Source organism: Paenibacillus sp. FSL A5-0031, from assembly GCF_001956295.1.
Taxonomy (GTDB): Bacteria; Bacillota; Bacilli; order Paenibacillales; family Paenibacillaceae; genus Pristimantibacillus.
On the sequence record NZ_MRTD01000002.1, the window covers coordinates 605089 to 618310 of the forward strand.

The 13222-nt window shown below is 45.3% G+C and carries 9 protein-coding genes and 1 rRNA gene; 9 read left to right on the forward strand and 1 reads right to left on the reverse strand.

Annotated features, from left to right (window positions below; translation table 11 throughout):
- Positions 1-52: 52 nt before the first annotated feature.
- From dnaA to gyrB, 6 genes are all read left to right on the forward strand, one after another.
- Positions 53-1408: a chromosomal replication initiator protein DnaA gene (gene dnaA / locus BK120_RS06225; RefSeq protein ID WP_076266595.1), complete on the forward strand. Its 1356-nt coding sequence runs from the start codon at positions 53-55 to the stop codon at positions 1406-1408.
- 321 nt (positions 1409-1729) lie between these two features.
- Positions 1730-2872: a DNA polymerase III subunit beta gene (gene dnaN / locus BK120_RS06230; protein WP_076266596.1), complete on the forward strand. Its 1143-nt coding sequence runs from the start codon at positions 1730-1732 to the stop codon at positions 2870-2872.
- 37 nt (positions 2873-2909) lie between these two features.
- Complete coding sequence (gene yaaA, locus BK120_RS06235; RefSeq protein ID WP_076266597.1) at positions 2910-3125, forward strand: S4 domain-containing protein YaaA; 216 nt, start codon at positions 2910-2912, stop codon at positions 3123-3125.
- Between the two features lie 27 nt (positions 3126-3152).
- Positions 3153-4262 carry a DNA replication/repair protein RecF gene (recF, locus tag BK120_RS06240; RefSeq protein WP_076266598.1) on the forward strand — a complete coding sequence of 370 codons (1110 nt, stop codon included), beginning with the start codon at positions 3153-3155 and terminating at the stop codon, positions 4260-4262.
- A 30-nt stretch (positions 4263-4292) separates the two neighbouring features.
- The gene (remB, locus tag BK120_RS06245; RefSeq protein WP_054025778.1) at positions 4293-4544 is read left to right on the forward strand and encodes an extracellular matrix regulator RemB; all 252 of its coding nucleotides are present in this window, start codon (positions 4293-4295) and stop codon (positions 4542-4544) included.
- 46 nt (positions 4545-4590) lie between these two features.
- A complete protein-coding gene (gene gyrB / locus BK120_RS06250; RefSeq protein WP_076266599.1) occupies positions 4591-6501 on the forward strand; it encodes a DNA topoisomerase (ATP-hydrolyzing) subunit B in 1911 nt (636 codons plus the stop codon).
- A gap of 32 nt (positions 6502-6533) precedes the next feature.
- Here gyrB and BK120_RS06255 read toward each other — a convergent pair whose 3' ends face one another.
- Positions 6534-7307 carry a YheC/YheD family protein gene (locus BK120_RS06255; protein WP_256710812.1) on the reverse strand — a complete coding sequence of 258 codons (774 nt, stop codon included), beginning with the start codon at positions 7305-7307 and terminating at the stop codon, positions 6534-6536.
- Between the two features lie 288 nt (positions 7308-7595).
- Here BK120_RS06255 and gyrA point away from each other — a divergent pair, with 288 nt between their 5' ends.
- The 3 genes from gyrA (at position 7596) to BK120_RS06270 (ending at position 13166) form a co-directional block, all read left to right on the forward strand.
- On the forward strand, positions 7596-10079 hold the full coding sequence (gene gyrA / locus BK120_RS06260) for a DNA gyrase subunit A (RefSeq protein ID WP_076266600.1): 2484 nt from the start codon (positions 7596-7598) through the stop codon (positions 10077-10079).
- A 104-nt stretch (positions 10080-10183) separates the two neighbouring features.
- Positions 10184-11257, forward strand: a complete 1074-nt coding sequence (locus BK120_RS06265) for an HD-GYP domain-containing protein (RefSeq protein WP_076266601.1) — start codon at positions 10184-10186, stop codon at positions 11255-11257.
- 353 nt (positions 11258-11610) lie between these two features.
- Positions 11611-13166 (forward strand): 16S ribosomal RNA (locus BK120_RS06270).
- Positions 13167-13222 lie beyond the last annotated feature (56 nt).

Genomic DNA, 13222 nt, shown 5'->3' on the forward strand with positions numbered 1-13222 from the left:
TTTTTCTTGCAACTGCGCCACTTGTGGCGATTTGGATAAGGAGTGACAGTCTGTGGACAGCCATACCTATGATTTATGGCAGCAAGTGTTGTCGATCATACAGACGAAATTGAGCAAACCGAGCTTTGACACTTGGTTCAAAGCAACGAAAGCTAATTTTGTTGATGATTCCATGCTTGAAGTAACAGCGCCGACAACATTTGCGGCCGAATGGCTGGAGGGCCGTTATACGAAGCTAATAAGAACGACACTGTTTGAGTTTTTGGGCAGACAAGTCGATGTTCGCTTCTCTATTGAGGAACCGAAGGGTGCGGAGCCCGCATATATGTTCCCGCCGAAAGCGGTGCATTCCCCTGTCATGAATGAGGAAGCGACACCTACTCATATGCTTAACCCGAAGTATACGTTTGATACATTCGTTATCGGTGCTAACAACCGTTTTGCGCATGCAGCATCGCTAGCCGTAGCGGAAGCGCCGGCCAAAGCTTACAATCCATTGTTTTTATACGGTGGAGTTGGGCTAGGTAAAACCCACTTAATGCATGCCATTGGCCACTACATCATGGATCACAACCCGAATACGAAAGTCCTTTACATCTCGTCTGAGAAATTCACCAACGAATTCATTAACGCTATCCGTGATAATCGTGGTGAAAGTTTCCGTACAAAGTATCGCAATATCGACGTTCTGCTCATTGACGATATTCAATTTCTAGCCGGAAAAGAACAGACGCAGGAAGAGTTTTTCCACACCTTTAATGCGCTGCATGAGGAGCGGAAACAAATTGTCATTTCAAGTGACCGGCCTCCAAAGGAAATTCCTACGCTGGAAGAAAGGCTTCGTTCTCGCTTTGAATGGGGACTTATTACCGACATTCAGCCGCCGGATCTGGAGACGCGGATTGCAATACTGCGCAAGAAAGCACGCGCTGAGAATCTAGATATTCCTAACGAAGCGATGATCTATATCGCGAATCAAATCGATACAAATATTCGTGAACTGGAGGGTGCCCTTATTCGGGTAGTCGCCTATTCATCCTTGATAAATGCAGACATTACGTCGCATTTGGCAGCAGAAGCGCTTAAGGATATCATTCCTTCAAGCAGACCTAGAATGATTACGATGCATGATATTCAGACGAAGGTTGGGGAGTTCTACGGGCTGCGGCTAGAGGAATTCAAAGCGCGGAAACGAACGAAGGCGGTAGCCTATCCTAGGCAAATCGCAATGTATCTATCCAGGGAGCTCACCGATTTCTCGCTTCCGAAGATTGGCGAGGCTTTTGGCGGGCGTGACCATACAACCGTTATCCACGCACATGAGAAAATTACACAGCAGCTTAAAATAGATCAGGACCTGTACAAAATCATTCAAAACCTGACCGAAAAGATCAAAAATCATATGTGAACAACTAAGCAAGCCTATGCACAAGCTATGCACATGTGGATAGGCTTGCTTTATCGGTCTTCCATGGGGTTATCCACATATTCAGTGCCCCTACTACTACGACTACTAAAAATCTTTAAAAAAACATCATCAAATACGGCAAAACGGCTGATGCCAGCCTTTACAGGCAAAAGCTCGCTTCGCGGTGAAGTATAAGGTTTGTATAACGTTTAAAATCAAATGCGAAATCATCAACACATAACCAAATTACGCCATTTTCAAAAAAATCGTTTGTGAGAGCTCATACTTGGATGAATTTATAAGAACGCTAGGAGTGAAATCATGAAATTAACAATCTCAAAAAATGAATTAAACGATGCGATCCAGCAAGTAGCAAAGGCTGCTTCCTCACGTCCAGCTATACCTATTCTCGGCGGTATCAAAATTGAGGTTACTCATCTTGGGGTAACACTTACAGCAAGCGATACCGATATCTCTATTCAAAGCTTCATCCCTGTGGAAAGAGATCAATTCGTTATTGCACATGTGGATAAACCGGGAAGCGTCGTTTTGCCCGCAAAGTTTTTCGTGGAGATTGTAAAAAAACTCCCATCCGAGCAAGTCGTTATCGATGTGAGCAATACTTACCAGACGATGATCCGTTCGGGCTCTACTGAAATACAAATGGTCGGACTTGATCCGGAAGAATTTCCAGTACTTCCTTCCATCGAACAAAACGATATATTGCAAATGCCTGGCGATCTATTAAAAGCAATGATTCGTCAAACTGTGCTTGCAGCCTCAGCAAGTGAACAAACCCCTATTTTGACAGGTGTACTTTGGAACTTGCTTGAAGGGGAATTGAAATTTGTAGCAACGGACCGCCACCGTCTAGCAAGCCGTACGGCACAAGTTGAAACAGAAGCACAGCTCAAATTCAGCAATGTCGTCATTTCAGCAAAAACACTTATTGAGCTATCCAAGCTCGTTCCGGAGCAAAATGCTCTTGTCGATATCGTTGTAACAGACAACCAAGTGTTGTTTAAACTCGGAAATGTATTATTTTATACACGTATCCTTGATGGAACTTATCCCGATACTTCTAAAATTATTCCGCAAACGTTCAAAACAGAACTTGTACTTGATACAAAAAATGTAATGGACGCGATTGATCGTGCCTATCTCATGTCTCGTGAGGAAAAAACGAATATCGTTCGCCTTATGACGCTTGAAGATGGAACGATTGAAATTTCATCCAGCTCGACTGAGCTTGGACGAGTAACGGAGCAGCTTGAAGCAAAAGAATTTAACGGCGAGCCTCTTCGAATCGCATTTAACTCTAAATATATGCTCGACGTCCTTAAAGTCATTGATAGCGAGCAATTGTTTATTGGCTTTACAGGCGCAATGAGCCCTATTATTATTCGTCCTATGGATCATGCATATAGCATGTATGTCATCTTGCCTTATAGAACAACGGGCTAAATCTCAAATATAAGCAAGAAAGGGCTGACCTATTTTCATGAAAGAAATCGCCATCAAGACGGAATATATAACGCTTGGCCAATTTTTGAAGCTTTCTGATTGCATTCAAACCGGCGGTCATGCGAAGTTTTTCCTTCAAGAAAACACTGTCGTTATTAACGGAGAAGCGGACAACCGCAGAGGAAGAAAATTGTATGCTGGCGATAAAGTAGAAGTTGAAGGCTGCGGCGTCTTTACGGTAGGTAAAGAGTAACGCACCAACGGACCGGGAGGTCAAAACGTGTTTTTAACGAGCATACAGCTGCAAAATTATCGGAACTACAGCGAGATTGACTTACAAACGCCGAATAAGGTCAATATATTTCTTGGGCAAAATGCTCAAGGCAAAACCAATTTGCTAGAGGCTATATTCGTACTTGCGTTAACGAAGTCTCATCGCACCTCTAAGGATAAGGAGCTTATTGGCTGGCAAGAAAGCTCCGCTCGCATTACTGGCGAGGTCGATAAGAAGTACGGAGCGATTAAGCTGGATCTCCTTTTCTCAGCGCAAGGAAAAAAAGCGAAAATAAACGGACTTGAGCAGCGTAAGCTCAGTGATTTCATCGGTTCGGTAAATGTCGTCATGTTTGCGCCAGAGGATCTTGAAATTGTAAAAGGAACGCCGGGAGTGCGAAGACGGTTTCTCGATATGGAAATCGGACAAGTACAGCCCGGCTATTTGTATACACTCCAGCAATATGGAAAAGTGCTGCAGCAGCGCAACAATTTTTTGAAAGCCTCCTACCCTGGAGGGGCAAATCAAACGATGCTCGAGGTGTGGAATCAGCAGCTCGCAGAGCATGGTGTTAAAATCATGAAAAAAAGGAAACACTTTATACATAAATTACAAACGTTTGCAGAACGAATACATGCAGGCATAACGAACGGGACTGAGCAGCTCACCATTGAGTACCGTCCTTCTTTTGATACAGATGCCCAGCAAGATGAATCTGTTTTATTTGATCAATTTATGATAAAGTTAACACAGGTGAAAGATCAGGAGATTCGCAGAGGCGTTACGCTCGTGGGTCCGCATCGTGATGATTTGGCGTTTTATATCAACGGAAAAGAAGCGCAAGTCTACGGCTCACAGGGGCAGCAGCGAACAACGGCCCTGTCTTTAAAATTGGCAGAAATAGAACTCATTAACGAGGAAATCGGTGAGTATCCGATTTTGCTGCTTGACGATGTACTGTCAGAGCTTGATCAGAACCGTCAGACGCAGCTTATTGAGACATTTCAGAGCAAAGTACAAACCTTTATTACAACGACCGGCCTTGAAAGCGTGAATGTGAGCAGGCTTCAAGATGCCGGCATCTATCATGTGCATGACGGCCGAGTGACACGTTAAATTGCGAATAGGAGAGGTGAGGAAGAGGACATGTACATCCATTTGGGCGGCGAGAAAATAATTCGGGCTGCGGAGCTCGTGGCCATCTTTGATATTTCTATCGAGCAATCCTCTAAACTATCCAAGCAATTCGTTGCGGGAGCACGCAAGCGTAAGGACGTTGAAACGATAGGCGAGGAAGAGCCAAAATCGATCGTTGTAACGAAGCAAAAAATATATTATTCGCCTATTTCATCCTCTACGCTTAAGAAAAGAGCCCATCAGTTTGTGGCTAACGGCTAGAGCGAAGGCGATCAGGAACAGCAGTTGAGAGGAGCAGTGAAGTTGCATGTCTTTGGAACAGCATACGTATGACGAGAGTCAGATACAGGTCTTGGAAGGTTTAGAGGCGGTACGCAAACGTCCGGGGATGTATATTGGCTCCACTAGTGGCAAAGGTCTTCACCATCTCGTATGGGAGGTTGTTGATAACAGTATTGACGAGGCTTTGGCCGGTTATTGCTCAAAAATCGAAATTATCGTGCATGAGAATAACAGCGTAACGGTTATCGATAATGGACGCGGTATCCCTGTAGGAGAGAATGCGAAACTGAAAAAATCGACGCTAGAAGTCGTTATGACTGTTTTGCATGCGGGAGGTAAGTTCGGCGGAGAGGGCTATAAAGTATCCGGCGGCTTGCACGGGGTCGGCGTATCTGTCGTAAACGCACTGTCCGAGCTTGTCATTGTTCAAGTAAAACGCGAAGGCAATATCTATCAGCAAGAGTACCGCAAGGGTGCTCCTCAGTATGATATTAAAATTGTCGGCGAGACAACGGAAACAGGTACTCAAGTAACGTTTAAGCCTGATACAGAAATTTTTACGGAAACGACCGTATACGACTATGAGACGCTGCAATCGCGTATTCGCGAGCTTGCGTTTTTGAATAAAGGCATTGAAATTGTGCTTAGTGATGAGCGTACTGGCGTATCCAATACGTTTAAATATGAGGGCGGTATTATCGAGTTTGTAAAATACTTGAACCGCAATCGCGAACCTTTGCATGAGCTGCCAATTTATGTGGAAGGCTCGAAGGATCATATCCAAGTAGAAGTCGCTCTACAGTATAATGACAGCTACACCGAGAATATATACTCTTTCGCAAATAATATTAATACACATGAGGGCGGTACGCATGAGTCGGGCTTTAAGAGCGCACTTACGCGTATTATTAACGATTATGCCCGCAAATCAAATCTCATCAGGGATAATGATTCGAATTTCTCCGGCGATGATGTGCGTGAGGGCTTGACGGCTATTATTTCTGTCAAAATCCCGGAACCGCAATTTGAGGGACAAACAAAGACTAAGCTTGGCAACAGCGAAGTCCGCGGAATCGTAGAATCATTTTTTGCCGAGAAGCTGCAGGAATTTCTAGAAGAGAATCCTTCTGTTTCGCGCAAAATCGTAGAAAAAGGTCTATCTGCTGCTCGTGCTCGTGAAGCAGCGCGCAAAGCGCGTGAGCTGACTCGTCGTAAGAGCGCTCTGGAAGTTGGCTCACTACCTGGTAAGCTTGCTGACTGCTCATCCAAGGATGCATCGATCAGCGAACTGTACATCGTAGAAGGTGACTCTGCCGGTGGATCTGCCAAGCAGGGCCGCGATCGTCATTTCCAAGCCATTTTGCCGCTTCGCGGTAAGATTTTGAACGTAGAAAAAGCGCGTCTCGATCGTATTCTTGGCAATGCTGAGATTCGGGCAATGATTACAGCGATGGGCACCGGTATTAGTGATGATTTCGATTTAACTAAAGCACGTTATCACAAAATCATCATTATGACTGATGCGGATGTCGATGGCGCTCATATTCGTACGCTCATCTTAACGTTCTTCTATCGCTATATGCGTGAAATTATAGACGCTGGCTATATTTATATTGCACAGCCTCCTCTATTCAAGATCGAGCGTAATAAAGTTATTCGCTACGCGCAAACCGAGAAGGAACGCGAGAAGATTTTGGCTGAATTTGGAGAAGGCGTAAAAGTAAACGTTCAGCGCTATAAAGGTCTGGGAGAGATGAATGCTACTCAGCTTTGGGAGACAACGATGGATCCTGAAAGCCGCACGATGCTCCAGGTAACGATTGAGGATGCAATTGAAGCGGATATCGTGTTTGACACGCTTATGGGCGATAATGTTGAACCGCGCCGCGAATTTATTCAAAAATACGCTAGATACGTAACGAATCTAGATGTTTAAAATAAAGGATTTCGTAAAGAAGCAGCCGCCCATTATGGACGACTGCTTCTTTTTTTAAATCGGCCATAGGCGACTGCATAACGATATACTTTATGAAAAACATTTTGATCAGGCAGCTTTCGGAAGATAAATGGGTCGGGTAATGTATTGACTTCCAAAATCCATGGATGCAGTTTTGCATCAATGGCGATGTCCACGCCTAGCTCTTTTATATTGGGGTAGGCACCTTGTAGCTGGTTGGCAATCGTAATGCTGACTTTTCTTAATTTGTTTTTGAAGGCAGCAAGCTCTGAAGCATTAGCATGATCGCCCATGAGCCGCTCAAGTGCCATCGGAGTCCCGCCGCTGTGATAATTGGTTACTATTTTCGCAGGATGGGCGAGTCTACCGATAATGCCAGTGGCCTCCCATTCGTTATGAGGGTTTTTCTGAACCATAACGCGAATATCGAAGCGCCGCTTTTGATGTTTTAGCAAATGGATACCTTTTTGAACAAGATAGCTTCGCTTCTTCGTTTGCCCAGCTAGCTTATGGTATAACTGGTCGAGTGTTGAGAAAAACAAGATTTTTGTCCCTAACTGATAGCGATATCCGAGAGCAGGTACAGTAGTTCTCTCCACGCGGATGACGCCATTGCCGAAAGTACCGTTTATCGGCTTGACGTAGACCATACCATATTCACTAAGCATTGACTGAAGGCTGCCGCGTCCGAATAGTTTTGTTGGGGGCATATATGAGCGCAAATAGTCAGATTTCAACATGACTTTTGTTTTGGCCCATTTGCTCGTAACGCGTTGTATGCTCAACGATTTTTCTCCTTTCAAAATGCTGCTTTTACAGGTCATCGATTTGAAATGATGCAGGAGACAGACTTTCGATTGAGTGGTATAATGAAAGTTGGGTCTGTTTATTTTATGGCAGGTTTTCATGTATGGAGAGCGGTAATTCACCTATTTTTAGCAAGTAAAGACGAAAGTTTAGCAGGAATTCCAAAAGCATGAGCACAAAAGGTTTATATGCTCGCTTTTTGAGAAAGTAATATAAGAGTTATGTTGATTTAAGAGTAGCTATAGATGGCGTCAGGGAGGTAAATCATGGCGGAAGAACAACGTATGTCTGTAAGAGATCGAGATATTGGTACGGAGATGCGGGATTCCTTTATGGATTACGCAATGAGTATCATCGTAAGTCGCGCTCTTCCCGATGTTAGGGATGGACTTAAACCAGTGCATCGACGCATATTGTATGCGATGTCTGAGCTGGGCATGTCACCGGACAAGCCCCATAAGAAGTCAGCGAGAATTGTAGGAGAAGTAATCGGTAAGTATCACCCGCATGGTGATTCCGCAGTTTATGAGTCGATGGTACGGATGGCACAAGATTTCTCCATGCGTTATATGCTCGTAGATGGACATGGTAACTTTGGTTCAGTTGATGGCGACTCTGCAGCTGCCATGCGTTATACGGAAGCTCGTCTTTCGAAGATGGCAATGGAGTTACTGCGCGATATCAACAAGGAAACGATTGATTTCATTCCTAACTATGACGGTGAAGAGTCGGAACCAGTTGTATTGCCAGCACGTTATCCAAACCTTCTCGTAAACGGGGTTACTGGGATAGCGGTTGGTATGGCTACGAATATTCCACCTCATAACTTGAATGAGGTTATCGATGGCGTACAGGCGCTTATTGTTAATCCAGACATTACGCCACTCGAACTCATCGAACACATAAAAGGTCCGGATTTTCCAACAGCCGGTTTTGTAATGGGCCGTATGGGGATTCGTCAAGCTTATTTGACAGGCCGCGGCTCGGTAACAATGCGAGCAAGGGCGACGATTGAAGAGAATAACGGCAAAGCGCGCATCATTGTGCATGAGCTGCCTTATCAAGTCATTAAAGCTCGTTTAGTTGAGAAAATTGCCGAGCTCGTTCGCGAGAAGAAAATTGAAGGCATTACTGATTTGCGAGATGAATCGGACCGTAACGGCATGCGCGTAGTCATTGAGCTTCGTCGTGATGTTAACCCGAGCATTGTACTTAATAATTTGTACAAGCATACACAGCTGCAATCCAACTTTGGGATTAACATGCTGGCACTCGTAAATGGTGAGCCTAAGACGCTTAACATACGCGATATGCTTTATCATTATTTACAGCATCAAATCGAGGTCATTCGTCGTCGTACGGAGTATGATCTCAAAAAGGCTGAAGCACGGGCACATATCTTGGAAGGTTTGCGAATAGCGCTTGACCATTTGGATGAGGTCATTGCACTCATTCGCGCTTCCCAAACAGCTGACCAAGCTCGTGAAGGCTTAATTACAAGATTCTCGCTCAGCCATGAGCAGGCGCAAGCGATTTTGGATATGCGTTTGCAGCGCCTGACTGGTCTGGAAAGAGATAAAATAGAAGCAGAGTATGCAGAACTTATGCGTAAAATTGCTGAATATAAAGCGATTCTAGCTGATGAGCAGCTTGTGCTCGATATTATTAGCACAGAGCTTGCTGAATTGAAGGACCGTTTCGGTGATGAGCGTCGTACGGAGATAATGGCAAGTGATGAGGAAATTCTCGATGAGGATCTTATTCCTCGTGAGGATGTTATCATCTCCATTACTCACACAGGCTATATCAAGCGTTTGCCGGTTGGCACTTACCGCAGTCAGAAGCGCGGCGGCAAAGGCGTTGTCGGCATGGGTACTAAGGATGATGACTTTGTTGAGCATCTATTTGTATCCAATACGCATCACTACCTGCTGTTCTTTACGAACAAAGGTAAGGTGTATAAGCTGAAAGCCTATGAGATTCCTGATCTTAACCGTACTGCACGCGGTACGCCTATTATCAACCTCATTCAAATTGAACAGGGTGAGACGATCAATGCGGTCATACCTGTACAAGAATTTGATTCGGAACATTACTTGTTCTTTGCTACAAGGCAAGGGGTTGTGAAGAAGACTCCGCTTGATGACTACGTCAACATTCGGAAAGTCGGATTGATCGCAATCTCACTTCGTGAGGACGATGATCTAATTGGCGTTAAGCTGACTGACGGCAACCAGGAAATTATTATGGGAACGGCTCAGGGCATGTCCATACGTTACTCTGAGCAGGATGTCCGTTCAATGGGACGTTCCGCTACAGGCGTAAAAGGTATCCAGCTTGATGATGAAGATACCGTTATTGATATGGATGTTATCGTACCGGGTAATGATATCCTGATCGTTACCTCCAAAGGTTACGGCAAGCGGACACCAGTGGCCGATTATCGTATTCAGAACCGTGGCGGTAAAGGGATTAAGACGCTTAACGTAACCGATAAGAATGGACCGATCGTCTCACTCAAAGTGGTTGAGAATGATGAGGATCTTATGATTATGACTTCATCTGGCACGATGATTCGTACCAGCATGGAAGGCATATCTACGATGGGACGGAATACGCAAGGCGTAAGGCTGATTAATACACGCGAAGATGATACGGTAGCGACTGTTACACGTGTTGCTCGCAGTGAAGAGAATGAAGCTATAGATGAAAATGAAGAGCAAGATGGCGGCGAAACGACGCAAGAATAAATGAAAGCAGACGCAGCTGACTCCGTCGCATGACGGGTCAGCCTAGGTTTGCTTTATTTATGGGAGTACATAATACTATTCAGGCACAAGGGGAGAGGACTCTCGTGGCAGCAGTAACATTATTACATCTCAAATTAGGCGACAAAATCATTGAAGATGTCCTCACCCCACTTGGCAGTGTTTTATTTCAAAAGGGGAAGATCGTTACCCCTAAAGAAATAGAAATATTGCAAGCATTTCTCATCACAAGTGTCGAGATTGAATCGAATATTGATTTGAGCAAGACCAAAGAGGATACCGATGAGGATGCAAGCCAAGAACCGAGTTCAGCATTAGTCGCATCTCCCCTTCATGAAGAGTACGACAAAATGATTATTGTTTTACGCCAAGTATTTAATTCTGTTGCAGCGGGTCAAGCCATGCCGATCATGGATGTACGCAAGCAGCTTGAGAAAATGCTGGAGCACATAAAGAGCTACAACTTGCTGACCTTTGTACCGCGTCAATTTTTGGAGAAAGACTATTTGCTTCATAACAGCATTACGTCTGCATTAACCTCCTATCAAATTGCACAGTGGACGGGCTTTCCTCAAAAGGATTGGATGCAAATTGCATTTGCCGGTTTATTGCATGATATCGGTAACGTCCGAATTGACAAAGCAATCTTGACGAAGCCTAATACATTATCAACAGAAGAAAAAGAAGAAATGATGCGTCATACGGTTCTTGGGTACCAATTGCTCAAGAATGTATCTGCTCTTAATGAGGGGGTAAAGATGGCGGCGCTTCAGCATCATGAGAAGGTTGACGGAACAGGTTATCCACTCGGCATTGATGCGACGAAGATAAACCCGTATGCCAAGATCGTAGCGATTGCTGATATATTTCATGCAATGACTTTGAACAAGGCATATAGGAAAGCTGCATCTCCGTATCTCGTATTGGAACAAATCCAAAGCGATTCCTTCGGGAAGCTGGATCCTACCTATGTCCGTACATTTGTAGAGAAGGCTACTCAGTTCCATAATGGAACGGTCGTTAAGCTTAGCGATGAACGTATTGGAGAGATTGTATTCTCGGATCGTAATTATCCGACTAGGCCTTGGGTTTCCATTGAAGGTATCATTGTAAACTTAATCGTGGACAGGCATCTTCATATTAAAGAAGTGCTCAGATAAGCGAATTCGTCAAAACTTTAAGTAAGTACTGTGTAACGATAAGGAGACTAAACGAAGTCTTCTCTCCATAACACTGTACTTGCTTTTTTTATTGTATTAGAAGAATAATTAATGAAAGTTAGGAAATTATATAATATGTTGTAGCAAGTTATATTGTTTAAACAAGTCATTATGGCTAGCCGCAAAGGCGAAAAGAAGGTATGAAATGCTAATGAGAAAAGTTTTTCGCAAATAATGAAGAAAACACTTGCAATGCCATAGGCGCCTATGATATATTATCTAGGTCGCCAACGAGATACACGGTCGACAAGAGAGAAAAGATTGCTCTTTGAAAACTGAACAAGTCAAACACCAATTTGGAGAGTTTGATCCTGGCTCAGGACGAACGCTGGCGGCGTGCCTAATACATGCAAGTCGAGCGGAGTTGATGAGGTGCTTGCACCTCTGATACTTAGCGGCGGACGGGTGAGTAACACGTGGGTAACCTGCCTATAAGACTGGGATAACATTCGGAAACGAATGCTAATACCGGATACGCGATATGGTCGCATGACTGAATCGGGAAAGATGGAGTAATCTATCACTTATAGATGGACCCGCGGCGCATTAGCTAGTTGGTGAGGTAACGGCTCACCAAGGCGACGATGCGTAGCCGACCTGAGAGGGTGATCGGCCACACTGGGACTGAGACACGGCCCAGACTCCTACGGGAGGCAGCAGTAGGGAATCTTCCGCAATGGACGAAAGTCTGACGGAGCAACGCCGCGTGAGTGATGAAGGTTTTCGGATCGTAAAGCTCTGTTGCCAGGGAAGAATGCTTGGGAGAGTAACTGCTCTCAAGGTGACGGTACCTGAGAAGAAAGCCCCGGCTAACTACGTGCCAGCAGCCGCGGTAATACGTAGGGGGCAAGCGTTGTCCGGAATTATTGGGCGTAAAGCGCGCGCAGGCGGCCTTGTAAGTCTGTTGTTTAAACTTGGGGCTCAACCCCAAGTCGCAAGGGAAACTGCAAAGCTTGAGTACAGAAGAGGAAAGTGGAATTCCACGTGTAGCGGTGAAATGCGTAGAGATGTGGAGGAACACCAGTGGCGAAGGCGACTTTCTGGGCTGTAACTGACGCTGAGGCGCGAAAGCGTGGGGAGCAAACAGGATTAGATACCCTGGTAGTCCACGCCGTAAACGATGAATGCTAGGTGTTAGGGGTTTCAATACCCTTGGTGCCGAAGTTAACACATTAAGCATTCCGCCTGGGGAGTACGGTCGCAAGACTGAAACTCAAAGGAATTGACGGGGACCCGCACAAGCAGTGGAGTATGTGGTTTAATTCGAAGCAACGCGAAGAACCTTACCAGGTCTTGACATCCCAATGAAAGCATTAGAGATAGTGCCCCTCTTCGGAGCATTGGAGACAGGTGGTGCATGGTTGTCGTCAGCTCGTGTCGTGAGATGTTGGGTTAAGTCCCGCAACGAGCGCAACCCTTGATCTTAGTTGCCAGCACATTATGGTGGGCACTCTAGGATGACTGCCGGTGACAAACCGGAGGAAGGTGGGGATGACGTCAAATCATCATGCCCCTTATGACCTGGGCTACACACGTACTACAATGGCCGATACAACGGGAAGCGAAACCGCGAGGTGGAGCCAATCCTATCAAAGTCGGTCTCAGTTCGGATTGCAGGCTGCAACTCGCCTGCATGAAGTCGGAATTGCTAGTAATCGCGGATCAGCATGCCGCGGTGAATACGTTCCCGGGTCTTGTACACACCGCCCGTCACACCACGAGAGTTTACAACACCCGAAGCCGGTGGGGTAACCCGCAAGGGAGCTAGCCGTCGAAGGTGGGGTAGATGATTGGGGTGAAGTCGTAACAAGGTAGCCGTATCGGAAGGTGCGGCTGGATCACCTCCTTTCTAAGGAAATACCCGAACCCGATGAGGTTCGGATAAACTTGGCAGTTTATCGCTTA